The organism is Psychrobacter sp., from assembly GCF_049295055.1.
Taxonomy (GTDB): Bacteria; Pseudomonadota; Gammaproteobacteria; order Pseudomonadales; family Moraxellaceae; genus Psychrobacter.
The window spans coordinates 59,629-86,279 of record NZ_JBAQQF010000084.1 but is presented as its reverse complement, the minus strand read 5'-3'; the positions used below and the strand labels follow the sequence as shown (position 1 = coordinate 86,279).

The following is a 26,651-nucleotide window of genomic DNA, read 5'->3' as shown; positions in this document are numbered from 1 at the left end:
GGTCATGCCGTCATCTATACTTTTGAGAACTTGTCTACGAAAATGTAGTGAGTAAGTCATGGTCTTTATAATAACAATTAGATTTGATAATTAGTTTATAACACTTTTAAGTGGGATTGACTATAGCTCGTAACCTTCGTCAAATTTGCACAGCTCTCTTGGTGCCTCTGATACTGCCTGAGCACTTATAGTGCCTGCAAGTAGTAAAACACTAAGGTAAAATTTGATTTTTACCTTGATATATACTTTAACTTTAGTCATCACTTAAACCTAAATAGTATTTTGAAATAATTAACCGAATGTTGTCCTATTTTCAGAACATATACATATATTGACAATACTCTTAACGAAGTTTAGCAAAAAATAGCCATTTTAAGATTGCTAAATATACAATTGTTTAATTTAAACAAGTAACGTTTCTTTAACGTCTTATTGTCTAACATTGAGTTATTCTATGTTTTGTCATGAAGGACTGCTCATCACTAAGTCCAACCTGCAAAAATAAATCACGGACGTAGTGACCTATCCAATAACATCACAGCATTCGCACTCATCAATATGGATATTTGTTATGGCTTTTATAAAAAAAATTGATTCATTCTATGAAAAACTCCACGATAAGCTGCCAGTCGTAGGCAAAGCGGCTTCTTTTCTCACGGGAGTTAGCGTCCTTACTGCTAATAGTGCGTTGGTTGGTCTACCGGTCTGGACTATGGGCGCGGCGAAAGTATTGACCCAATCAAAAATGACCGATGATGCCTTAATTGCGATTACTAAGTATTGGATTAATAGTAATAATGCCGTTATCGACCACGCGCTACCTCATAAAGACTGGCGTATTAACCTACCCGACGATCTAAGCGAAGATAAGCAATATCTCTTAGTCAGCAACCATCAGTCGTGGGTTGATACGAGTATTGTGCAATATATCAGCCAAGACACTTTGCCTTTAACACGGTTTTTTACGAAGTTTAACCTGATTTATATTCCGGTCATTGGTCAAGCCTTTTATTTCTTAGATTTTCCGATGATGAAGCGCTTTTCTCCTAAAGAGATGGCAAAGAATCCGGAGCTTAAAAAGCAAAATTTACTTGAGGCTAAGCGTGCCTGTCGTCAATTAAAAAACAAACCCTTTGCCCTGCTTAACTATCTAGAAGGAACGCGCTTTACTCCAGAAAAACACGATAAACAAGGCTCACCTTATGAGCATTTATTAAAACCGCGGGCTGGTGGTTTGTCGCTCGCACTTAATGCGTTAGGCAATGAGCTAGATTCCATTTTAGACATCACTATCGTATACCCAGACGGTGCGCCTGATTATGATGATTTATGGAAAGGTAATATTCGTCGTCTAGGCGTAGATGTGACTCGTTTAAAAATACCAGACGATTTGTTTGCTGCCGTCATGGACGGCGGTTATGACCGTGATGAAGCCACCAAAAAAATGATGTTTGATTGGTTAGAGGATATCTGGCAACAGAAAGATGCACGCATTACTAAAATGCTGAGTGAGTTTGAATAGTTTTTTGGTCACCAGTTAAATATTATTATCGTGAATGCTTAATGTAAATTACAGCCATAGGCGTTGAGGTTAGCCTGTGGCTTTTTCAGTTCCTTATATCATATCGCTATTCCACTTCCCTTCAAAAATCATCCTTATCATGTCAAAAACGAATATGCTAATGCCAATTCGCTACGTGAGCCGCCGTGCTTGATAACTCATAATAGCGGTATACATTAAATTGAATGACTGGTCATACTATGAATACCTTTCCACTATTTTTTAAGTTAGAAGGTCGTAAAGTACTTATCGTAGGCGGCGGCGATGTGGCGCTACGTAAAGCGGATTTGCTTAGTCGTGCTGGCGCGTGTATCACTATTCTTGCGCCAAGCATTAGCCACGAGATACAAGCCTTGCTAAGTGATAGCAAGCACGAGCTGATTTATGAGCATTATAATAAAAAATATATGACAGACTCGCGCGTTATTATTGCCGGTACTGACGATGAGGTGCTCAACCATCAAATACATGCTGATGCGACTACATTAAATATCCCTGTCAACGTGGTTGATACGCCAAATTTATGCGATTTTATCTTCCCTGCCATCGTTGATCGCAATCCGATTGTGATTGGCATCTCGTCAAATGGTAAAGCACCGGTGCTGGCGCGTTTATTACGGGCACGCCTTGAGACCTTGATTCCGCAAGGCTACGGTAAATTGGCCAAGCTTGCTGGCGAGTTTCGTGGTGAGGTAAAAGCCAAAATTCCAACGCTTACCGGACGTCGGCAGTTTTGGGAACGCGCCTTTGAAGGTCAAGTCAGCGAGTTGATGTTTGCGGGCAATGAAACCCAAGCAGCGGCGCAATTACAAACAGACTTAGACAGTACCGCTGCGCAAATTGTCAAGAACAACTCTACCAGCCAGCACTCTGACGTATCAAACGTGCAAGCCGCATCAACAACCGCGCCTGTACTTACAGGTGACTCTCTTACCGATAACAGTCATGGCAATATAGTCGCCACGTCTACTCAGCCTGTGGGCGAAGTCTATATCGTTGGTGCAGGTCCTGGTGATCCAGAGTTATTAACCTTTAAAGCCCTAAGACTCATGCAACAAGCAGATATCGTCTATTATGATGCTTTAGTATCGCCGCAAGTGCTGGACTTATGCCGCCGCGATGCCGATAAGGTATTCGTTGGAAAAAAACGCAGCAATCATGCCGTAGCGCAATTAGGCATTAATGAATTATTGGTCAATAGCGCAAAAGAAGGTAGACGTGTGGTGCGCCTAAAAGGTGGCGATCCATTTATTTTTGGTCGCGGCGGTGAAGAGATCGAAAGTCTGAGGGCGCATAACGTCCCTTATCAAGTTGTTCCGGGTATTACCGCTGCCAATGCTGCTGCTAGCTATGCCGGTATTCCGCTGACCCATCGTGACCATTCACAATCGGTACGCTTCGTTACTGGGTTCTTAAAGGCTGGCGCGCCCAACAGCAACTTTAAGAGCTTTTTGAATACTGACGAGACCGTAGTTTTTTATATGGGTCTGCACTCTCTACCACGCTTGACGGAAGGTTTGATTGACGCTGGGCGTAGTAGCAATACTCCAATTGCAATCGTCTCCAATGCCAGTATGCCCAATCAGCAAGTATTAACAGGTACGCTTGAGACCATCGTTGAATTGCAAGAACAAAACCAGCTTCCCACGCCAGCTTTGCTAATCATGGGCGATGTCGTGGCGCTACATCACGATTTGGCTTGGTATAATGTGCAAAGTCTAGTTAACACTGAAGATAATTGGCTACGTGGCGGTACCGCTGCTACGCCAAAAGATCAACTAACTGAAAACTCATCTAGGCAGCAAGCACATGCATTATCAATGGTGGCTAATCTTGCCGAGCAAAAAGAGAGTGATAGCCTGGAGCAATTAATAATTGGCTAAGTGCTATTAAGGTCAAACTACTACCGAGATTGTCGATAGCCTTAAAGACCTCTACGACATCGACATAATAACAATAGTTTGTTACAGGTATACCTATGAGGAACCAATCAGGTGCTTTCACTGGTTCGGTACCCTAGTGAGGACTTGAATCCTAGGCTGTGGGCTAATGGTATCAACGTTTCAACTTGTTGAGGTAGTCAAAGTGTACTTCATGGTGTACTTATCATATATATTCTGTTCGTGATCGATGCGCTATACAGGCATCGAACTCCTATTTCTAGATATGAACTTAATGACTAAAAAATTTAAAGCATAGCTAAATTTAACAGATGGGTGGAATTTGAAATTATAATTAGAGCATTGAGTAAGAATGATAGTGACTTCATATACATATATAGTGTTTATGAAGGTAAAAACTATAGTGAGAGTAAAGTTGAAACTTATTATTTAGCAAGCTGTAGTACTTACCAAGGCTTAATAGCGTATAGGGAAAGTGAGGTCTATAACATAGAGATGTTAGCAGACAATTACATAAGCTTAACAACTGTTGATTTATCAGCAGGTCTAAATGATAGGATGCATCCTATACTTTATGATTTTCTAAAAAATGATTGGGAAACTTATGAAGGTATCGTTGAAGGACAACTTGAACCTTGGCTTGAATTTCAAAAAGAATTGGGTCATAGACCCTGATTAAGTTAGTTTGCAATAAATAAGATTAAATACTATTGTTTTTAAATATAAATTAGCACATAGGTTAGGCTGAGCTTTCGATACTCAAAAATAAGATGGAGCATCGTAGCTTTTTTTGTTTATCATGGGCAACAATGGCAATATCAAAGTGTAATAATCAAATAACTTAGTGAAACTGATAAGAGGTTTTAATTAAGGTATACCCTAGCGGAACCAGCTATTTCACCCTCCAAACTTATTAACAGACTACTTAAAACAGACTTTATTTTCGGAACTACTAATAATAGACCGCTAGATCTTTTTAAAGAAGTTTTTTTAATCCTTATGCTGTAGTCCTTCTCTTCTCAATTATCTTTATAAGCTTACTATGAATGGACGATGCATCGGCAGGTGGATTGGCGATTGTTGTATTCTTAATGAGTAAAGTGTATTCATAACTAGGCTCATAATCAAAGCCCTCTATACCACTATATCGATACGTCCAATCAGACTTACTAGCGTTCATTTCAGCAGTCTTAGTGAGCAAACATAGTTGTGGCGTGACACCGACACAGTTCTCTTGATGATCAGCGACTATGATTTTACGTAAAACATAAGGCATGGTACGTACAGTAATTAGGCTTTGATCCTCTCTATGCGATTGCTCTCCCGTCACTTCGATGTAATCACCGACTGCCAGTTCTTGCATTTGATAAGCATTCTGCTGACCGAAATTGGATTTACTAATAGACGCTGTATAAGAGTGCCCACTCTTAGTGACCAGAGTGACTTTTTGCTGCATCCTGTCTTGTTCAATGATACCAGTCACTTGACCAATAAGTACGTCAGCATTGCTTGGCGTGATTGAGCTAATAAACGAGTCACTGTCTTTAATTTGACTGACGCTTTTGTTGCCTATTTCAGCTTGCTCGTAACTAGCACAAGCCGACAAAGAGGACATAGTAATACAAGCCAATATGCATAGTTTTATAAACGACATAACACACCCTTTTTTATTTCTATAAATTATTAATGCACTATTAATTAATACAACGAGTCACACTCTTTTTATCCTTTTATAACCAGAGCAAACCCCACTATTTCTTGCTAGAATAATCATTGTCTTTTATTCATCATTAAGTTTAATTATGCCTGTATCTGCTGTTACACCTCTAACCATACTCCATACTTCCGACTGGCATTTAGGGCGCAGGTTATATGGGCGCATGCGCTATGAGGAATTTGAAGCGTTTTTAAGTTGGCTACAAGACACCATTAGCGCGCAGCAAGTCGATGTATTAATTGTGGCGGGTGATATCTTCGATACTATGACTCCAAGTAATAAGGCCCAAGCGCTGTATTATGAGTTTTTAGGTACGGTTTCAAAGTCATGCTGTCAACATGTCATCATCGTCGCTGGCAACCATGATTCACCAACATTTTTGGATGCCCCAAGTAATATACTTAAATTTTTAAACGTCCATGTTATTGGTACCGCTTGCGAGGATTTGAATGATGAAGTGATGGTGTTAGATGATACAGACGGTAATCCACATTGTATTATCGCTGCCGTCCCTTATTTACGTGACCGCGATGTGCGTAGCAGTAGTGTTGGCGAATCCGGTCAAACTAAAGACGCCAATGTCATCGCTGGTATCTGTGCGCACTATGATAATGTCGCAGACATTGCCAAAACCAAGCAAGCTGAACTAGCCAAGGCGCATAAGCGTCATATTCCTATCATTGCCACAGGACATCTGTTCGCTGCTGGTGGCACTACCACCGACGATGATGGTGTGCGTGAGCTTTATGTGGGCTCGCTCGGCAAGGTCTCTGCCGATATGTTCGATGACTGCTTTGACTATGTGGCGCTTGGACATTTGCATGTACCGCAGCGCGTTGGTGGTCGTGAGAGCATTCGCTACTCAGGCTCACCGATTGCCATGGGTTTTGGCGAAGCCAGACAACAAAAACAAGTGTTGCTTATACAGTTTGGCGCAGCAGCAGATAAGTTTAAAAATAAAGAGGTAGTATCTAAAACCATTCCTGATTCTACTGCCCTACAAATTCAGACTACAACTGATGACACTTTTGAAAAATCAGTAGAAAAGATCAATAAAAAAGTAGCAAGTCAAACTACTACCTTTATGGACGATTTGTTTGGCTTTGAAGAGTCGGTAAAAAGCTATGAAAGTGAGGAAAGCGATAAAAAAGTAAAGATTCATACTAAAGAAAACGCTATCGAAAACCATGACCAAGAAATGAATCAAACGTCTATTGCTCTAGCTACTTCTCATTCAGCATCTAACTTAACACCATCTAAATTAACATCCAAGCTATTGCATCATGACGTGGTACGTCAGATGCAGGTAATCTCGCTACCTATCCCAAAATTTCAAAGATTAGCGCAAATCTCAGGTGATTTAGACACTATCCACCAGACTATTAATAAAACCATTCACTCACTGGCTGATACAGAATCTGTCTGGCTGGAAATTATTTATACGGGTGAGGATATCGTCAGTGAATTACGTGAGCATATTCAAGCGATGGTAGAAGGCTTACCTTGTGAGGTGTTGAAAATTAAAAACACGCGCATCTATAACAAAGTTTTAAATCAACAGCAGACCTCTGAGACGCTACAGGATTTAAATGAGCAAGAGGTGTTTGAGCGTTGTTTAATCACTTATAACGTTCCTGATGAGCAAAAATCAACCTTACGTGATGCTTATGAGCAAATCGTTTACAACCTGCGTCATGAAGATACTCGAGCAGAATAATAGCCATTAAATATAGAAACTGAAAATAATAACTGCTAGCTACTCAATACCTTCATCATTACTCCTATAGTTAGTTTCGTTATTATTAACCCTAATAAAAATAAGACCATGCCATGCGCCTAATTGAACTAAGACTAAAAAACCTCAACTCCTTAAAAGGCGAATGGCACATTGATTTTAATGATTCCGCTTTTCTGAATGAAGGTATTTTTGCCATTACTGGGCAAACGGGCGCTGGCAAGACCACCATATTAGATGCGATTTGTTTGGCGCTATATAGCCAAACGCCGAGATTGGGCGATATTACTGGCTCTACCAATGAGATAATGACCCAAGGTACAGGTGAATGCTCAGCAGAAGTTATCATCGAAATTGATACCAAGCGCTATCGATGCTCATGGTACCAACATCGTGCCCACAAAAAATCCAAGGGTAATTTATTACCGATTAAGCATGAAATCAGTGACGTCGAAACGGGCAATATTTTAGAAGAGAAAAAATCTAAAACTTCCGTCTATATCCAAGACTTGATAGGCATGGATTTTAATCAATTCACCCGCTCTATTATGCTGGCACAGGGCAGTTTTGCCGCCTTTTTAAATTCTGATATTGGCGATAGAGCAGCAATTTTAGAAAAAATAACAGGCACTGCTATTTATGCCAAAATCTCACTAAATGTCCATGAAAAAAAACGCTTTGAGGAAGAAGTGCTTGGCAAGTTACAGGCAGGCGTTAATAGTTTATTTTTATTAAGCCTTGATGATGAAGAACTGCTAGCAGCAGAGCTAAAAGACCTTAATCAACAGCAAAGCAAGCAACGGCAAATCTTTAAAACACTGAGCGAGCAGCTACAATGGTTGGACAGTGTTCAGCAATTACAACAAAACCTCTCAGCCCATCAGGCCGAATTTGCATCAGCGCAGCAGGTACAGCAAGCCTTTATTCCAGAGGCCCAACGTTTAAATATCGCGAGTAAAGCCTTGGAAATCGACAGTGAGTTTCGCGAGCTGAGCTATAGTCGAGATATGGTCAAGCGGCTAGATATTGAGCAGCAAGATTTGCTGAATAATATTCCCACACAGCAAGAAACGCTTGAGCAAGTATCAACTAATCTAAAGGATATCAATACCTTTGAAAAACAAGCCACGGATAACCTTCAAACTTCCTTACCCCTCATTGCAAAAACACGCGAGTTAGATGTAGATATAAAACAGCAATTACAGTCTCTAGCAGACGACAGCCAGCGAAAGGACATATTAGTAAGCAGCACCCATAAATTAAATCAAGAAATAGAGAACCACGCACAAACGGAACAACAAATTAACGATCAGCTTACAAGTATAGAAAGTTATTTTAGCAATTACCAAGAGCTGACTGACCTAGATACAGATATGGCAACCTTTGATAATAGCTGTAGCCGATTAAAGGCACTGCTACAGGATAATACAAATTTAGCCACTGATAAGCTGACTCATGATAATCAGGCGAGACGATTACAAGCTGAATTTGATAAATTAACGGCGCGACAAACCTTAGATAAAGCACAAGTGCAGCAGCAACGCGAACAGATTGCCAGTCTACAACAGCAGCAAACAACACTCATTGAACATCAGTCCATTGCTAGTATGCGCAGCGAGCAAGAGCAAATCGATAAAATTAACACTCAAATCGAGCAAGCCAGCTTTAAGTTACGGCAGCTGTCTGAGCTTGCCAGTCAAATTAAAAATATTAACCTATCACTACCAACTCTGAATCAAGAACTAGTCACCTTAGAAAGTTTGATTGCTAATCATAAATCAGATATTCAAAATACCAAGCTTAAAAGACAAGACAGGCAGGAACACCTAACGTTACTACAAAAAGTGGCTAAGCTTGAAGATTACATAGTAGAGCTAGAGGATGGCATACCCTGCCCGCTGTGCGGTGCGCATGAACATCCTTATGGTAACAATCATCCACTATTAGAAAGTAATAGTGATGATAAAAACCAGCTCTCTCAGACGCAGACGCAAAAAACCCAGCAGCAGATATCTGAGCTTGCAACGTTAATTGAAACTCTCGAGTACACTTTATCGAAACATCATATCGATTATGCAACAAAGAAAGAGACGCTTAATAACCAACAAGCACTATTGATAACCCTACAGCAGCAATCTAAAGCTTTATATAGTGATATTCAGGCTTATCTATCCTCACTGTTTGATGCTAAAAATGATTATTCTGAATCGGTTGTAGCAACTATCCATCCGCTGACACAGATTATTGAAGATAGCCTTGATATTGACTCAACCTCATCTTTGTTGGACAGCGCCAAACGAAATCTGTTCGAACAAAAACAATCTCTTAAAATAATACTCACTCAGTATGATGACCTTAGCAACACTATATCGACACTCAGTACCGTCATAGAGCATGAGGAAAAACAGCAGCAAGCGCTTATTAGCGATATAAGTAGCCTGACAACTGACATCAAGCTTACTGCTCAAAAAATTGAGAGTATTGAAGATAAAATCACGGCTAACTTCTCCGAACTCACACCCATGATGACGGCCATTGCAGCTTTGGTAAGTAAGTATCCAGTAGATAAATACAAAAATCATGTCAGTATCGCGCTCAAAGGCACAGGTATTCAATCCGCACTTGAGCAACTGTCTAACCGTATCAATGAGCAAAAAATACTCGACAGCGGCGACTATGATTGTCATATTGAAAGATTGCGTGCCCAAAGCCGTGTCTTAAAGCAGTTAAAACAACACTACAATGAGCAAAGCAGTAGCCAGCACCAGCTAATTAATACCTTGAGTAGTTTGACCGCGCAGATAGAGACCAAACAGGCACAGCTTACTAATGATGAAACCGCACTTAAAGACTTAGTCCGCTTAATTACCGATAAAACCAGCTTGATTGAGAAGTTAAAACTAGACAGAAAAGAGCGGTTTGAAGATAAGAACCCAGATTATGAAGAAACACACTTACGCCGCGCCGTTGATGAAGCAAGAGTTAAGCAAGCAAATATACAAAGACAGCTAGATAATGCTCAGCAAGCGTTAGAACAATTGCAGGTTAGACAACAGCAGCTAGCGACAGAATGGCAATCTGCTACGACGACGTTAGATATGCAGCAAACTAAGTTTACTCACTTACTAGCAGAGTCACAGTTTACAGATGAAGCGGCTTTCATCAATGCAAGCCTGCCAAAAGAAGCGCGTGAGTCGCTGTCTATACGTAAACTAGCGATTGATAATGCGCTACAACACGTTAAATCGCAATTGGATAACACCCAGCAAGCATTAGCGCAAAAACTTGCGACACCTATGATTGTTTTACCCATAACCGAACAAAGCAGAGAGTCACTAGCGGGCGACTATCAAAAAATACAAAACGATATTGATCAGCTCAGTCAGCAGATTGGTGCGATTGATCAAAAGCTCAAAGACAATGCCAGCCAAAAAGGGCAACAAGAGACACAGCTTATTGCTATCAATGAGCAAAAACAAAAGCTACAAGTCTGGCAGCAACTGCATACACTCATTGGCTCAGCGGATGGCAAAAAGTATCGCACCTTTGCTCAAGGATTAACCTTTGAAGTGATGATTAATCATGCCAATGATCAATTACAAAAGATGAGTGACCGCTACTTGCTCATACACGATGACAGCAATCCACTTGAGCTCAATGTCATTGATAACTATCAAGGCGGTGATATCCGTAGCACCAAAAACCTATCCGGCGGTGAAGGTTTTATAATCAGCTTGGCACTGGCTCTTGGATTGTCGCAAATGGCCAGTCATAATATTCGCGTCGATTCACTATTCTTAGATGAAGGTTTTGGTACGCTTGATGAAGAGTCACTTGATATTGCGCTCGATACCTTAACCAGCTTACAGCAAGAAGGTAAATTGATTGGCATCATCTCCCATGTGCAGGCATTAAAGGAACGTATCCTAACCCAAATCAAAGTTGAAAAACTCTCTGGAGGTTTTAGTAAAATCAGTGGTCAAGGGTGTCGTCAGGTTATCAGTGAAAAAGCCTAGTGATTTAGAATCGCATCAGGTAAAACGGCTAATAAAAACATAAGATAAGAGGCTATAGATAAGAGGCTATGGCCATGATTAACAAAACCAACCGCTTTTATATTAAACGAGACTTTACTAAACGAGATATTGGAAAAACAGCTACTAGTCCTGCCAGCTTTGCACTGTTAGCTGTTTTATCTCTTGGTACTATCAGCTCTGCTTATGCAACGATTAGCTGCGCCGGCTATTTACCGAATAGTTATTTTGAGCGTATCGACGATAATAGAGAGTTTGCTGGCAAGTTAATCGAATTAGCAGATGGTACGCAGCAGCTAGAAGATTTGAATGGCAAAGTCATTCTAGATGGATTGAATGACGGCTATATCCTGATGAATAAGTATTTATTAACTCAGCAAAACGACAAATATGGTGTCGTAAATGCAGCTGGCAAGATCATTGTACCTTTTAAGTATGACGACATTCAAACCGAGCCTGATATTGGCACCAGCTTTATTGTCAGCGTTAAGTCATCAGAGAGCAATACCAAAAAAGGGATTCTTAATCGCCATGGTGAGTGGATTTACCCGTTAGCAGATGCTCATATCGAGCATGCGCATTACGATGCTGATTATGACCAAGATTATTTTTTAGTAACCGACAATACTGACAATTCAGCGTCGAATCGTAAAAGTCTAACAGGACTATTAGATGATAGAGGTTATTGGGCAATTCATCCGCAGTACGTGGTCATAAAGCCATTAAATGCTTGTACCGGACAGCCTTTATATCTACAAGTAAGTTTGCAAAATCAGACAGCGCTTATTGACCAAAATAATGACGTCATCATTCCATTTTCTGCCAATCAGCATATAGAGTCGTTTAATAATAACGTGAGCCCGCTATTATTTTTGCGCAGCACTTTAGTTGCTGGCAGCACCGCTAGCGGTATGAGCGAAGATATTCAAGAGGATATTGTTAGCGCCCAAATCATCGATAGCAATGGTAAGCGACTGCTCTCTTCTGATGCGCCTATCAGAAAGCTTTTATATCATCAGCTTTATACCTTTAAACAGGCTGGCAAGGTTGGTCTGATTAATGATCAGGGCGATGTCGTATTAAAACCACAATTCGAGAGTTATCGCGATGATGCTGATAAGATATGTCTACAAAAGAATGGAAAAATGGTGCCTTTAGAGACGTTTATTAAATTAGATTAAGCCTTTTATTATCGTGTGCTAATTATAGTCAGTCCTAGATAAAAAAATACAAACATTATAACGTACTACTGGTCTCAATTTTTCTTGCTTGCTGTGCCTACGCTGACAGAGGCTGCGAATAATTAGTACCAGTAGCACTGTATTCTTTTAAAATTAGATCAACTATATTAGCCATTAAAAAGCCACCGTTAATTGATAACGGTGGCTTTTTTTCTACAGGATAAGTGAGTAACTATTTATTAGGCTGCTTATTATTAGGCTACTTGTTTTCTTTATCTTTAGCTACTATCTTTAGCTACTTAGTCACTAAACCGCTTAACTCACTCATCAGAACTGATAATGCTGATAAGCTGATGACGCTGTCCTCATTGTTGTTATTAAGACTATTAAGGTCATCTAACTTCTGCATCTCTGCCGTTACCGATTCAAGCTGGCTGGTATGACGCAATTTCCAGTCATTAAATGCTTGCTTAGCGTCAGACTGTGATAGTAGCGCATCCATTAGTAAACGCAGATTGCGAGTTACTTCATTAATCAGTGCGTGCCGTGCTCGGCGATCCCAGTGATCTCGCTGCGGTAAGGTGGCGATATTCTCCATCATCCAATCGAGCTGCAAGACTTTATAGGCTTCAAAGTACAAGGTTGCCACTTCATCAACAGGGCGCTCATATTGTTCAGACAGCAGTGCCGCATCGAGGGCGTCGACATGATAAGGCAGCATCGCGAATAGTATTGCATCACTATCTGTCAGACCCTCTTTGCTTAAACGGTTCTTATCATCTTGTAAGTAACCTGCGAACTGCTGTTCGATAAATCCGCCTGACTTGGTTAACTGCTCAACACTGCCTCTAAAACGGTGAATCATATCGGCAACTTGCAAGTCTTGCCCAAAGGCGTTGATAAACCAAACGACACCGTGCACAAGTGCATCACGCAGACGCAGCTCAAGATTGAGTAACAGCTTGGCATCGACTTTATTATCAAGTGACTCAAGCAGCTCCCACGCTATTGAGATATTAAAGGCATCACGTGCGATGACATAGGCACGAACAATAGTGGCCAGCGATTGACCTGTTTCTTCAGTTAGACGGAATAGTGCCTCGATACCTAAACGGTTGACCACGTTATTGGTCAGATAAGTACTGATAATTTCGCGGTGCAAGCGGTGCTCGGTCATCTGATCAAAGAAGTTTGATGCCAGATTATCTGGGAAATATTGACGTAGCTCATCAACAAAGTACGGCACATCTGGTAAGTCAGACAATAACAAGTTGTCATAAACCCACATTTTGCCATAAGCCATCACGATAGCCAGCTCAGGATTGGTCAAACCAGTATTCATTTTCTGACGTTTGGCAATTTCTTCGTCTGACGGCAAGTATTCAATCGCACGATCAAGACGATGCTCGCTTTCTAACAGCTGAATAAAGCGTTGATGATCGCTTAGATTTGCCACTGCACGAACTTGGCTGAGTTCAATGGCTTGCGGTTGTAGATAGTTTTGGCGCAGTACCAGCTCAGCCACGCTGTCGGTCATACTTTCTAACAGCTCATTGCGCTCATCAAACGTCATATCACCTTGCTCGATCACTTTGCCGAGTAAGATTTTGATATTCACCTCATGGTCTGAGCAGTTTACACCGCCCGAGTTATCGATGGCATCAGTATAAATACGTCCACCCGTTTGCGCATATTCAATACGCCCTTGCTGAGTGAAGCCTAAGTTACCGCCCTCACCGACTACTGCCGTGCGTAGCTCACCACCATTAACCCGTACCGCATCATTGGCGCGGTCACCGACATCTGCATGGGTCTCGTTAGCGCTTTTTACATAAGTACCGATACCACCATTCCAAATCAAATCAACGGGCGCTCGTAGTAAAGCGCTGATGAGCTCAGTTGGTGCAAGGTTGTCCTCTTTAATATCAAACAGTGCTTTCATCTCAGGACTAATAGCAATAGTTTTGTCCGTCCGCGCAAATACACCACCACCTTGGCTAATCAATGACTGCTCATAGTCAGCCCATGTCGAGCGCGGCAGATTAAATAAACGCTCGCGTTCGACATAAGAATCTGCTGTATGAGGATTGGGATCGATAAAGATATGCAGATGGTTAAATGCCGCAACCAACTTGGTATGCGTTGAGCGCAGCATCCCGTTACCGAATACGTCACCACTCATATCACCGATACCAACGACCGTAAAGTCATCACGTGCTTGAATGTCCATGTTACGCATACGGAAGTGACGCTTGACCGACTCCCAGCCACCACGTGCCGTAATACCCATCGCTTTATGGTCATAGCCAACTGAGCCACCTGAGGCAAAGGCATCATCTAGCCAAAAATTATATTCAGCTGATAAGGCGTTGGCGATATCAGAAAAGCTTGCGGTACCTTTATCAGCAGCAACTACTAAATATGGATCATCTTCATCATGACGTACCGTATTGGCTGGCGGGACAATTTTGCCATCGACGATGTTGTCAGTGACATCGAGCATGCCGCGTAGGAATGCTTGATAGCAGGCGATACCTTCTGCTTGAAAGGCTTCACGACCATCCGCCATGGTTTTGGTCTTAACGATAAAGCCGCCTTTTGAGCCTACTGGGACAATCACTGCATTTTTGACCATTTGTGCTTTGACCAATCCCAATACTTCCGTACGGAAATCTTCAATCCGATCTGACCAACGCAAGCCGCCACGAGCGACCTTACCACCACGCATATGTACCGCTTCAACACGCGGTGAATAAACAAATATTTCAAACATCAGCTTAGGTTTTGGCAAGTTTGGTATATTTGCTGCCAAGAATTTAAAGGACAATCTGTCTTTACGTTGACCGTCATTATCTGTTTGATAAAAGTTAGTTCGTACCATGGCGTTAATCAAATCCAAGTACCAACGTAAAATAAGATCTTCATCTAAGCTATCAATAGCTGCCAATGCGGTAGTAATTTTTTCTTGAGTCTTTGCTACTTTCTCAGTACGTTCCTCATCGCTTGCAGTCCCATATTGAGGATTCATTTTTGCATCGAATAATTCAGCCAATAGCACACTGACAGCGCTATTTTTGATCATCGTTTGTTTGATATATCGTATAGAAAAACCTGCACGCGCTTGGTGCATATAACGCGATAGCGCACGTAGTACCACCACTTCATAAGTATCAAGCTTAGTTGTAAGCACTAACTCATTAAAACTGTCATCTTCAACGCGTCCTGCCCAAATTTCCTGTAAGCTGTCCTCAAATTGACTGCGTACTACCTGCATATCAACCGCATCTACATGCGCTAAGGTCAGCTTATATTCTTGCATCCAAATTGGCTGCTCTGCTAAATCAAAGGTGTAGGTTTGCGAGGTGATGACTGACACCCCAAAGTTTTCAAGCACTGGTAATATGTCAGATAAAGTGGTTGGCTCTTGATTGCCGTATAGCTTTAGATGTAGCTGGTTCTGAGCATCTGCTGCTGATTTATATAAGTGCCAAATCATTTGGTTTTCGTCGGTTAAGCTGGCGAGTCGATGAACATCTTCATGCATTGCTTTCTCACTAAAACTCGCTTGATGCGCCGCGGGAATATAGTCTAAGAAACGTTCGAGCAGCAATGATTCAGTGTCCATTTTATTTTTTAGAGTATTTGTATCGGCACATGTTTTGTTCATATGCGAAGCGTTTGGCATAACACAGATCCTTTCTGTTATGAAGATAAATGAATATTATTGTACTTAAAATTATTGTACTTAAATTTGTACCCAGCATTAAAGTATTGAGCGTTAATCCTACTTTGTTATTTTACTCATACTTTCCTATTAGAGTGTAACGTACCTGCGGACATAGCTAAAGCTTACAAAATCATTTCATGAATTAGTGATATGTCGATAACCTTTGATAATGAGACGAGTTGTCGTTTATATCGCCTAATCATTGCAGGCAAGTGGATACTCATGGCAATCGTTGCGACTTTTTTGTTAGAATACGGCATTATGTTTAACAGTACTTTATTGACTCGCTATTAACTCACTCATTATGAATTTTAATGCTAAGGGCTAGACGTATGATGAATATTTTGGTGATTGGTTCAGGTGGTCGCGAACACGCATTGGCATGGCAATGTGCAAAAGATGACAAAGTGCAAAACGTTTATGTCGCCCCTGGCAATGCCGGTTCTGCGCTTGAACCTAAGTGCCAAAACGTTATCTTGAAAACAGCGTCAGGTGCCAGTGAGCATAGCGCAGTCATCGAATTTTGCCAGAACAATAATATTGATATGGTTATTGTTGGTCCTGAAGCGCCACTCGTTACTGGTATTGTCGATGCTTGCCGCGAAGCTGGTATTAAGGCATGGGGCCCAACTGCATATTGTGCACAATTAGAAGGCTCAAAAACCTTTGCTAAAGAATTCATGGAACAAAACAATATTCCTACGGCTGCCTATCAAGGTTTTACCGATGTAGAAAGCGCAAAAGCCTATGTGGCAGAACAAGGCGCCCCGATTGTTATCAAGGCTGATGGCTTAGCTGCTGGCAAAGGCGTTATCGTTGCCGAAACTGTTGAGCAGGCCTATGAAGCAATTGACGATATGCTCGCCGACAATAAATTTGGTGATGCCGGTAGCCGCGTCGTTATTGAGCAGTTCTTACAAGGCGAGGAAGCCAGCTTTATATGTATGGTAGATGGTGAAAATATCTTACCGATGGCGACTAGCCAAGATCATAAGCGCGCTTTTGAAGGTGATACCGGACCGAATACGGGTGGCATGGGCGCATACTCTCCTGCCCCAGTAGTTACAAAAGACGTGCATGACAAAGTAATGGCGCAAGTCATTCAGCCAGTCGTTGATGCGATGCAAGCGGCGGGTCATCCTTATACTGGATTCTTATATGCTGGGCTGATGATTGACAAGGCAGGTGATCCGTTTGTAATTGAATTTAACTGCCGTTTTGGTGATCCAGAAACTCAGCCAATTTTAATGCGTTTAAAGTCATCGATGGTAGATTTGGTTACTCAAGGGCTAGCAGGTACATTACCTAGTGAAGCCGATTGGGATGTGCGCCCTGCTCTTGGTATTGTCGTTGCTTCTAAAGGCTATCCTGAAAGCGCTTCCAAAGGTAATGTGATTTCTGGTTTGCCAGCGCTTGATAACCAAGGTGTTGATGCCGTAAAAGTGTTCCATGCAGGCACTAATTTTAGTCACGCCGAGTCAGATAATATTAATCCTGACGTAACCACTCATAGTAAAAAAGAAATCATTACTGATGGCGGGCGCGTATTGTGTGTCACTGCGCTAGCAGATACTATTTCAGAAGCGCAGCAAGCAGCGTTAGCAGTCACTGCTGCGATTAGTTTTGACGGTGCACAATATCGCCGTGATATCGGACATCATGCTATCGCTCGCGAGAATACCTAATATTTAGTACGCTATAAAATATTCTATAAATAACGTGGTTCCACTTAATATTTAAATGCTAATGATTTTATCTGATGATTCGACCTAGTGTGATGCTAGGTCGAATTTTTTGATATAGCCCTTTTAATATACTTTAACCAATTTAAAAATCACACAGTGCTACATGTTAGAATAAAGGTCATCATATTGGTGCGTGAGCTACAGCAAAGCATAATGTATAGTAGATTAGACAAGTAACGGCTATCTTAATAATCACACCTTAATTTACAAAGTAATTTACAAAGTAATTTACAAAGCACCTGTCAGCTAAGGTGGGGCAATCCATCTTCCTTTTATATGGTACAATTTTGTACCAGTGTGTCGCATCTCCCTTGTATTGTCGGTATTAAACCCACAAATCAATACCAACCGGATGAATGATTATATTTATGGCAAATGATACCTCTAGACCTTTTGACAACAAACAGTCTCCCACTAAGCAGTCGATTGATAACTTAAAAACTTCAGGGTTTGAGCGTCGACTGTCGATTGCCAAAACTTCGCTGAATATTGGTCGTCGTTGGGCAGGTAATAGCGTGTCCGGTATGTTCTTAAATAAAGAAGCACGTACGGCACGTAACCAGATTTTTATGGAAGAACAGGCAAATTACTTGGCAGAAGAGCTGGGCAAATTAAAAGGTTCAGTGGTAAAGATTGGTCAAATGCTGGCGATTTATGGTGAGCATATCTTGCCACCTGAGATTACTCGAGCCTTACAAACGCTCAATGACGATACAGCGACATTAGCATGGCCAAAAATTGAGCAGACATTGCGCCAGTTATTGGGTAATAAATTGCATGAACTTGAGGTTGACCCCATTCCTATTGGTACCGCATCCCTAGCCCAAGTTCATCGCGCAACAGTACTTGCAACTGGCGAACAGGTGGTATTGAAAATTCAATATCCGGGTGTGGCTGATGCTATTAATTCTGATCTTGCTTTATTCAAGCGTTTATTAAAGGTCAGTAATATTGTTCCTCAAACACGTTCGCTCGATGCTTGGTTTGAAGAAATACGCGACCTACTCCATCATGAAGTCGATTATGAAGCAGAAGCGGCCACTACTGAGCGTTTCTATGAGCGTCTACTTGATGATCCGCGCTATATTGTTCCAAAAATAAATCGTACTTACTCAACCAAACGCTTGCTATGCATGTCCTATGAACCCGGTATTAGCGTGGTTTCTGAAGCACTGCGATTATTACCTCATGAAAGCCGCAATGCTATCGGTCAGGCTGCCATCGAAATCATGATACAAGAGATTTTTGTATGGGGTGAGATGCAAACGGATCCAAACTTTGGTAACTATCTCGTTCGTGTCAGTGAGGACGAAAATGAGATAGACAAGCTGGTATTGTTAGATTTTGGTGCTATTCGCCAGTTTGATGATAATCTATTGACGATCGCTCATGGCTTATTAAGAGCAGGATATCGTCATGATCATCAGGCAATGATGCTCGCAATGACAGGTTATGATTTCTTCGACACGATGAGTGATAAAGTACGTTCTGATATTGCCTCATTATTTTTGCTTGCTACAGAGCCTTTTAGTGACCCTGCTCTAAACCCTGATATCCCTGCTGATTGTTTGGATGAACAGCAGCGCTATATTTGGGCAAATAGCAAATTACATACCCGCCTTTCAAATGACGCCTCACGCGCTATGCAATCTTTTGAGTTTAATCTTCCGCCCAAAGAATTTATGTTTATTAGTCGTAAGTTTATTGGCGCTTATACGTTTTTAACGGTATTGGATGCTCATACTGACTCTAGTACATTGGTTAAGCCTTTTTTGTAATATAAGCACGAACACTTTTTGGACCGCTCTTTGGGGCGGTTTCTCTTTTTTTTGTTTAATATTTTTATTTGCTTAGGCTATTTTATATTATCGTATTTTAGGATGGTATGCTAATTTTCTTATAGCTTTATCTATTTTGGTGTTAATTTTTACTTAGGCTATTATTTTATACTTTATGGGTTGCCGATTGCCCAATTATCAAATCTGGTTCGATAACCTTTAGGCTTGCTCATAGTAAGCTGCCAGCAGGTTTCTTGGCGCGCTAAATACTTAACTTCGAAATGTGTGCGCTGACTGTCACTTTTGACTTTACGTCGCCTATTTGGGATACACCAAACCTCATGAGCTTGCTGTTCAGCATTGTCCATATAAGCGTCTATATTGGTCGCCAGTATGACTTCCCCACCTACTTTCAAACGAGAAAGTAAAAACTCAAAGAAAGGCATATTCAACCATTGTTGATTAGGATTATGCTGTTCAGGATTGGGATATAGTATAAAAATACTGTCGATACTATTTGGAGCTATCGCATGTACAATCCATGCAATAGCATCAGCATGAATAGCATCTAAATTGTTTGAGTTTTGCTGCGCAGCCAACTTAGCAAAGGCATCAAACTTATTGCGGGTACGCTCAATAGCAATAAGATGCTTATCAGGGTTTTGCTGAGCAAAGCTTAGCGCATGCTTGCCTTTCCCTGCGCCAATCTCTAATACTAAAGACACTTCATCTTTAGACAATACTTCTGGCATCATAAAATCGCGTGGTGCTGAGAGTCTTTGTGGTTGAAATTCTCGCTTTTTTTGATGTGAAAGCTCAAGATTGTCAGTCATGTACTACCCTTAAAGTATTTGTCATTTGTCATTATTCGACCACATGCTATTATATAGTCAATGCAGCCCGATAGTAATACACTGAAAGCTATTAGCCATCAACAAATAGCATTGTAAAGCAGTTTGCTACAGTAATGATTTTGGAATAGACACACCAGATTAATTCTTATACGTCACTTATAACAATTATAAATAACTTTTTGCTCACTTATTTTGTTAATAATATTAAGGATATACTCACTTTTATCATGACTGAACCTACTCCTAGCACTAAAACCTCACCCAAAACCTATCCTTGTCCGCGCTGTGGTACTCAAACTGCATGGCAAGACAATAAATATAAGCCTTTTTGTAGTCATCGCTGCAAACTTATTGATCTAGGCGCCTGGGCAAACGAAGATTATACTTTACCTGCCGAATCTACGCCGTTTTCTGATGAGCTATAAACACTACCTTTAAGCGCTACCTTTAACCACTTTATCATTCTAAGGATGTTTTACATGTCTGCTACTTACCTGATGCCCACTTATAATCGTCAACCAATTAGCTTTGCACGAGGTTCAGGAAGTTGGCTTTATACCAAAGATAATACGCCCTATTTAGATGCACTGACCGGTATCGCAGTATGCGGCTTAGGACATTGTCATCCACAAGTCACGGATGCGATTCAACAGCAGGCAGCAACTTTAGTTCATACCAGTAATTTATTTGGTATCGAGTGGCAAGAGCGTGCTGGTGAAGCCTTATGTAGTGCGGCGCAAATGGATAGTGTGTTTTTTGCTAATAGTGGTGCAGAAGCGAACGAAGCAGCACTAAAATTGGCACGATTGTACGCGTATCAGCAGGGCTTTAAGCGCCCAAAAGTGATTGTTATGGAGCAATCTTTCCACGGTCGTACGTTATTGACCCTATCAGCAACAGCCAATCCTAAAGCGCGTGAAGGCTTTTATACCTTAGATGACGACTTTATTCGTGTTCCCTTTGGCGATATTGCAGCGATTCAACAAGCAGCTCATGACCATGAAGATATTTGTGCGGTGTTTGTCGAGCCGATTCAAGGCGAAGGCGGTCTCAATACAGCGGCGAACGGCTTCAGTTACCTTGAACAAATCCAAGCAGTATGCGATACCCATAACTGGTTATTCATGCTGGATGAAGTGCAAACCGGTAATGGTCGTACTGGTAAATATTTCGCTTATCAGCATAGCAACGCACGCCCTGATGTATTAACGACAGCCAAAGGCTTAGGTAATGGCTTCCCAGTAGGCGCATGCATGGTACGTGGTCGCGCTAACGGCTTGTTCGGTGCTGGTAGTCATGGCTCAACTTATGGCGGCACACCATTAGCCAGCCGTGTGGTTCATAGTGTTTATGATGTGTTGGCAAATAGCGATATCATGGACAACGCTGTTAGTGAAGGGCGTTTTATCCGCGAGAGTATGGTTGATGCGCTTGGACAATATGGCGTTAGTAGTCGCGGTGCTGGGATGATGATTGGGATTACACTACCTAAAGATATGGACTGTAGCACATTGGTTGATCGTGCCCGTGATGAACAAAAACTCATCATCAATGTCACTGGTGGTCATGTCATTCGTTTGCTACCACCGCTTAATATAAGCCGTGATGAGAGCTCACAGGTGGTCGAACGTTTGATTGACCTATTAAAACCATCATTTTAAGCGATTATTTTGAACTGTTGTTATAAAACGATATTCAAATAAAAACAGTTAAAATACACACTTAAAAAAAGCCTATAGATAATGTATATCTATAGGCTTTTTACTTGCTACTAATAATTAAGCTGTACTGTTACTTAGGTGGCTTAAAATCTAATTTGCATGAAAATATTTTTTTAATACTTCTAAGCAGCGAGTGATTTTTGCAGGCTGTTGATCACGGTTTAATGTGACGGCATACAGTACAAAGCTTGGCATCTGGTAGCCTGTCAAAACTTCGACCAGATTACCAGATTCCAGTTCTTTTTTGACATCCATTTCCATCATTCTAAGAATTCCATGACCCTCTTTGGCTATTGTCATTGCCATAAAGACATTATTGGTATGGATACGCGAGGTCATTTTAATACGTGTTTTTTTACCAGTCTCAGTCTGAGTAAGCTCAATCTGATTCGCATCCTTCATGATATCAATGCAGATAAGCTGATGGTCTACCAAATCTTTCGGCGTTTCTATCTTTTTATGCTGACGTAAATATTGTGGTGAAGCGACCAACATTTGGCGCACATCAGATAATGGGTGACTGCTCAAAGTTGAGTCGTTGATATTGGGGCTCATACGTACCGCAATATCGATACGCTCATCAATCATATCAATATAATTATTGTCGGCGAAATAAGTGATACTGAGGTCATCATGCGCTGACATCCAAGTGGATAACGCTGGCAAAATATGATGTACACCCAGCTCAGGTGTCGTTGCAATACGCAAACTACCTGCCAGCTCATCACGTAATTGATTGACTTTAATTCGACCTTGTTCTGCTGCGCTCACTACGTCTTTGGCCGCTTCATAAAAGCTAGCACCCGCTTCTGTTAGGCTTAGCTTACGGGTTGAACGATGTAATAACACCACACCCAGCTCGTTTTCTAAGGAGCGTATCTGCTGACTGACGGCACTGGTGGTAATACCCAGTTGGCGAGCTGAACCACTAAAAGAGCCGTGTCCGACCACACTGGCAAACACGGCCATACCACGTAAATTATCTAACATATTCTCACCTAAGCTATTTTATAGTTGTTAATATAACTTAACCATTATAGCGGATTACAACAAATCTTACAGTTTTTTAATATAACTCTTACGGTCAATTAATGTGACTTACCAAGCAATAAAACCAAAAATATCAAGGCGATAGAGTAATTTAACCTTGATATTTTAATATGTACCATGAGTTTAATAACGGTCTGGTTTTTGTAAAATGCTGACTATATAATTTTTGATTGTTTAATATAACTGAACTTTTCCCATTCTTCCTTCGCCGCGCTCGGTTAAATACTGCATCACTGGCGTATTTAGCAATCTTGACTCTGCTACCGTTTTGGCTTGAATGAGGCGTTTTTGTTGACGACGCTCAGGCGTTTTATCATCGGCTTGCATGATGCTACCATCTATCTGTAAGCTGATTTCTGCCTGAGTAAACTGCGCTTGTAATGTTGCCGCTAGCTGCTCGAATGTCGTTTGCAAATGCTTACTATCAACCGCAGTGACAAAAACCGCCTTCTCATTACAGCTCCCTATCATCATACCTTGACGCGCAAGGGCTAATTCATCTTGAGCCAAGCTACCCGCTTCACGAGCAGTTTGTAGCCAATAGTCCCATTTTTCCGGCGTCCACTCACCCGTCAATTCTTGCGGTGCACAACGCAGCAGGGTGCGTGGATCCTCATGTTGTATCGATAACTGAGAATCATTTACATCAGGCTCAGCAACGGGCTCAGGCTCAGCAACGGGCTCAGGCTCAACAACAGGTTCAGGCTCAATAACAGGTTCAGGCTCAATAACAGGTTCGGAGCTAATCTCGTTACTTAATAGTTCCGCCTCATCATGATGGTGGTAACTACTGTATTGGCTTAATTCATTACTATCATAATTTGAGCTTTGTTGCTCGATATCAATATTGAGATTAATATCACTACGATAATCAATATCATCTTCTTGTAGCAGTGGCACTGATTCTGATTCTGACATCGATAATGGTACTGTTTCCAAATACTCAACAGCAGTTAATGATGCTGTATTGGAGGTAACAGTAGCAGATACTGGCTCTATAGTCGGTATAGTGCTATCAGGTATGTTGGCTAAGATTTCATCAACTGGTAAGGGACGAAAAGCCAAGAGACGTAAAATACACATCTCAAGCGCTTGCATTGGCGTACTGGCAAGCTTAACGCCTTCACGTGCTTGTACCACAATTTCATAATAAAGCTGTAATACGTCAGGGCTCATACGCTGGGCAAGCGTATTGATATGCTGTGCTTGCGCTTCATTTACATTGAGAGCAACCTCAGGTAGCAGCTGGGTCAATGCCAACTGATGTAACAGCTCAGCGAGTCCGTCAAACATACTGCTGGCATCGACCATTTGCGCGCGCATCTGCTCAATATGGGTAGCGACGGCAGGCTTATCATGATTATAGATATCTGTGATCAAGCTTACTAAGTCGGCGGCATCAATCAAACCAAGCATCGCATTGACGGTCACATCATCAAGCGCACCTTGACCAAAAGCAATGGCTTGATCGGTCAACGATAAGGCGTCACGTACCGAACCTTTTGCTGCACTGGCCAATTGCCAAAGCGCAGGCTGCGTGTAGCTTACTTGCTCTTGAGTTAAGACATTGGCTAGGTGTTCACTGAGTAAGCTCTGCGATAAAGGACGCAATACGAACTGTAAGCAGCGTGAGATAATAGTGATTGGCAGCTTTTGGGGATCCGTCGTTGCTAGTAGAAATTTGACATGCTCAGGCGGCTCTTCCAAGGTTTTAAGTAGCGCATTAAAGCTGTGTGTCGACAGCATATGTACTTCATCAATCAGGTACACTTTATAGCGACCTTGGCTTGGCGCATAAGGTACATTATCAAGTAGCTCACGCGTGTCTTCAACTTTGGTACGAGAAGCAGCATCAATCTCAATCAGATCAATAAAACGCCCTTGATCAATTGCCACGCAATTATCACACACACCACATGGGGTGCTGGTAATACCAGTATCGCAGTTCAAACATTTAGATAGGATACGGGCGATGGTCGTCTTACCGACACCGCGCGTGCCCGTAAACAGATAAGCATGATGCAGACGATTATAATCAATCGCATTAATCAGTGCCTGTGAGACATGTGACTGCCCAATTAACTCGTGAAAGTTTTTGGGGCGGTATTTTCGGGCTAAAACTTGATATTGCTGCGTCATAATAAATGCCAAGGTGAGTCGTAAAAATATAAGTAAAGCATCAAATCAGCGATTTATCTTAAAACACTGTCTCAAAATTAAGCATCGAAGCTAGCCATCGAAGCTAGCCATCAAAATTAAGTATCAAAACTAGCTATCAAAACTAAGCTATGATTGAGCTCTCAATTGAGCCAATTGTTGATATAAACGCTGTGTATTCGCATCGATAAGCGATCCATTTTGATGGAAAGCATCGAGATGCACTTCGGTATTAACGCTATCTTCACAAGGTCTAACGTCGACACCAATTAAAAACAGATCTTGCATAACAGGCTGCTGCATTTGGGCATTCAGCTCAAATAACAAATCTTGGTGACCAGCACGAACCTTGTCTGCGCTTAATGAGCTGTTTTCATCTTGCGCATAAAACACCATCAAATAATGGCGACCAAATACATTATAAGAGTGTTCGTGACGCACATAGCCTGTCCAGCGTGATTCTTGATCAATCGTTCTATGCGCCAATATTTTTTCTATTAAACACGCATAAGTGTACATGGACTCATCTACCAAAATATCAACCTGCTCTTTTGGTAGTGGCGTACCCGCTTCATAACAGCTTTTGACTAAACTATTAAAAAGCTTGTACCACATTCGAGTATTCTTTTGAATTTCTGCCATCAGCGCTGCGGCAAATTCAGTTTGCTCAGGTTCTGCCGCTCTTAGCAAACGCGGTTCAATCTGCCCTATCAGCTCATGACTGACTAACTGCTCTTGCACCTCAATCGCCCTTTGATGAAAATCTGGCGCTTGTAAGAATTGAGCAAGCAAAGTCGATTCATCTTCAAACGTCTCAAATCCAGTCAGTTTACTGCGATGAAACGCTAGATATGCGGTTAAGTCACTTGGCGTCACCAATTGATTCAATATCTCAGAAAAGTTCTGATAGCTAAATACTTGCAGAACACTTTGTTCGTCGTCCAAGTCCAACACACAATCTTCAGCAAAAAACTGACTGCCATACTCATAACCAACCGCATAGGATGGCGTCTCTGAATACTTATCATTTTGATCACTGTCTTGATGTTGTACTGAGAGTGACGTTAAACCAATAAAATAAATGGGCTTATGAAATGTCGCTTCTTTTCTACTAACGATGGCTTTATCGTTTTTAAGATAAAGCTGAGCATGTTGCTTGATCAGCTGATTGACGACCTCTTTTCTCCATGCACGAACCTGAGTACTGTCAATGCCTTGTTTGCTTGCCTGCATAACGACATCATTAACAATAAGATAGACCGTCGCATTAGAAAACTCAAAGACAAAATCATAACCCTGAAAATATTCAGGATCAGTGATTTTATCTTTGGATAAATCATACAAGGATAAAAAATTCTGCTGAATCATTTGCTGCCAAATAGAGGGTGGTACTTGCTTAGCGTTCATAGTATTCATAACGTCCCTATCAATTAAGTACTCGAAAAACCATATGAGACTATTCCATTAAAAGCAAAAATAGCCTTCTTATG

General features: G+C 41.4%; 17 protein-coding genes. 11 read left to right on the top strand and 6 right to left on the bottom strand.

Annotation, left to right across the window (positions count from 1 at the left end; genetic code table 11):
- The first annotated feature begins 571 nt into the window (after nucleotides 1–571).
- The 3 genes from WAZ74_RS12850 (at nucleotide 572) to WAZ74_RS12840 (ending at nucleotide 4,137) form a co-directional block, all read left to right on the top strand.
- Nucleotides 572–1,522, top strand: coding sequence for an acetyltransferase (locus WAZ74_RS12850; protein ID WP_422308696.1), 951 nt, complete (start codon nucleotides 572–574; stop codon nucleotides 1,520–1,522).
- 239 nt (nucleotides 1,523–1,761) lie between these two features.
- A complete protein-coding gene (cobA, locus tag WAZ74_RS12845; RefSeq protein ID WP_422308695.1) occupies nucleotides 1,762–3,444 on the top strand; it encodes a uroporphyrinogen-III C-methyltransferase in 1,683 nt (560 codons plus the stop codon).
- A 333-nt stretch (nucleotides 3,445–3,777) separates the two neighbouring features.
- A complete protein-coding gene (locus WAZ74_RS12840) occupies nucleotides 3,778–4,137 on the top strand; it encodes a hypothetical protein (protein WP_422308694.1) in 360 nt (119 codons plus the stop codon).
- Between the two features lie 322 nt (nucleotides 4,138–4,459).
- Here the strand turns inward: WAZ74_RS12840 and WAZ74_RS12835 are convergent, their stop codons facing one another.
- Nucleotides 4,460–5,116: a DUF4377 domain-containing protein gene (locus tag WAZ74_RS12835; protein ID WP_422308693.1), complete on the bottom strand. Its 657-nt coding sequence runs from the start codon at nucleotides 5,114–5,116 to the stop codon at nucleotides 4,460–4,462.
- Nucleotides 5,117–5,264: 148 nt separating this feature from the next.
- Here WAZ74_RS12835 and WAZ74_RS12830 point away from each other — a divergent pair, with 148 nt between their 5' ends.
- The 3 genes from WAZ74_RS12830 to WAZ74_RS12820 all read left to right on the top strand — a co-directional run bounded on the left by WAZ74_RS12830 (nucleotide 5,265) and on the right by WAZ74_RS12820 (nucleotide 12,129).
- Entirely contained in the window at nucleotides 5,265–6,896 is a 1,632-nt protein-coding gene (locus WAZ74_RS12830) for an exonuclease SbcCD subunit D C-terminal domain-containing protein (protein ID WP_422308692.1), read from the top strand.
- 113 nt (nucleotides 6,897–7,009) lie between these two features.
- Entirely contained in the window at nucleotides 7,010–10,930 is a 3,921-nt protein-coding gene (locus tag WAZ74_RS12825; protein ID WP_422308691.1) for an AAA family ATPase, read from the top strand.
- A gap of 74 nt (nucleotides 10,931–11,004) precedes the next feature.
- On the top strand, nucleotides 11,005–12,129 hold the full coding sequence (locus WAZ74_RS12820) for a WG repeat-containing protein (RefSeq protein WP_422308690.1): 1,125 nt from the start codon (nucleotides 11,005–11,007) through the stop codon (nucleotides 12,127–12,129).
- Between the two features lie 295 nt (nucleotides 12,130–12,424).
- Here the strand turns inward: WAZ74_RS12820 and WAZ74_RS12815 are convergent, their stop codons facing one another.
- Nucleotides 12,425–15,814: an NAD-glutamate dehydrogenase gene (locus WAZ74_RS12815; RefSeq protein WP_422308689.1), complete on the bottom strand. Its 3,390-nt coding sequence runs from the start codon at nucleotides 15,812–15,814 to the stop codon at nucleotides 12,425–12,427.
- A 192-nt stretch (nucleotides 15,815–16,006) separates the two neighbouring features.
- Here WAZ74_RS12815 and WAZ74_RS12810 point away from each other — a divergent pair, with 192 nt between their 5' ends.
- The 3 genes from WAZ74_RS12810 to WAZ74_RS12800 all read left to right on the top strand — a co-directional run bounded on the left by WAZ74_RS12810 (nucleotide 16,007) and on the right by WAZ74_RS12800 (nucleotide 19,379).
- The gene (locus WAZ74_RS12810) at nucleotides 16,007–16,150 is read left to right on the top strand and encodes a hypothetical protein (RefSeq protein WP_422308688.1); all 144 of its coding nucleotides are present in this window, start codon (nucleotides 16,007–16,009) and stop codon (nucleotides 16,148–16,150) included.
- 41 nt (nucleotides 16,151–16,191) lie between these two features.
- Nucleotides 16,192–17,541: a phosphoribosylamine--glycine ligase gene (purD, locus tag WAZ74_RS12805; protein WP_422308700.1), complete on the top strand. Its 1,350-nt coding sequence runs from the start codon at nucleotides 16,192–16,194 to the stop codon at nucleotides 17,539–17,541.
- 428 nt (nucleotides 17,542–17,969) lie between these two features.
- Entirely contained in the window at nucleotides 17,970–19,379 is a 1,410-nt protein-coding gene (locus WAZ74_RS12800; RefSeq protein WP_422308687.1) for an ABC1 kinase family protein, read from the top strand.
- A 173-nt stretch (nucleotides 19,380–19,552) separates the two neighbouring features.
- Here WAZ74_RS12800 and WAZ74_RS12795 read toward each other — a convergent pair whose 3' ends face one another.
- A complete protein-coding gene (locus WAZ74_RS12795; RefSeq protein ID WP_422308686.1) occupies nucleotides 19,553–20,212 on the bottom strand; it encodes a DUF938 domain-containing protein in 660 nt (219 codons plus the stop codon).
- 248 nt (nucleotides 20,213–20,460) lie between these two features.
- Here WAZ74_RS12795 and WAZ74_RS12790 point away from each other — a divergent pair, with 248 nt between their 5' ends.
- On the top strand, nucleotides 20,461–20,658 hold the full coding sequence (locus WAZ74_RS12790) for a DNA gyrase inhibitor YacG (protein ID WP_422308685.1): 198 nt from the start codon (nucleotides 20,461–20,463) through the stop codon (nucleotides 20,656–20,658).
- 54 nt (nucleotides 20,659–20,712) lie between these two features.
- On the top strand, nucleotides 20,713–21,894 hold the full coding sequence (locus WAZ74_RS12785; RefSeq protein WP_422308684.1) for an aspartate aminotransferase family protein: 1,182 nt from the start codon (nucleotides 20,713–20,715) through the stop codon (nucleotides 21,892–21,894).
- A gap of 150 nt (nucleotides 21,895–22,044) precedes the next feature.
- On the opposite strand, the gene WAZ74_RS12780 is transcribed toward WAZ74_RS12785, so the two are convergent.
- The 3 genes from WAZ74_RS12780 to WAZ74_RS12770 form a co-directional block, all read right to left on the bottom strand.
- Nucleotides 22,045–22,944 (bottom strand): LysR family transcriptional regulator, encoded by a 900-nt coding sequence (locus WAZ74_RS12780; protein ID WP_422308683.1) that lies wholly within the window; start codon nucleotides 22,942–22,944, stop codon nucleotides 22,045–22,047.
- Between the two features lie 234 nt (nucleotides 22,945–23,178).
- Nucleotides 23,179–25,143, bottom strand: coding sequence for a DNA polymerase III subunit gamma/tau (gene dnaX, locus WAZ74_RS12775; RefSeq protein WP_422308682.1), 1,965 nt, complete (start codon nucleotides 25,141–25,143; stop codon nucleotides 23,179–23,181).
- 147 nt (nucleotides 25,144–25,290) lie between these two features.
- Entirely contained in the window at nucleotides 25,291–26,577 is a 1,287-nt protein-coding gene (locus WAZ74_RS12770) for a hypothetical protein (RefSeq protein ID WP_422308681.1), read from the bottom strand.
- Nucleotides 26,578–26,651 lie beyond the last annotated feature (74 nt).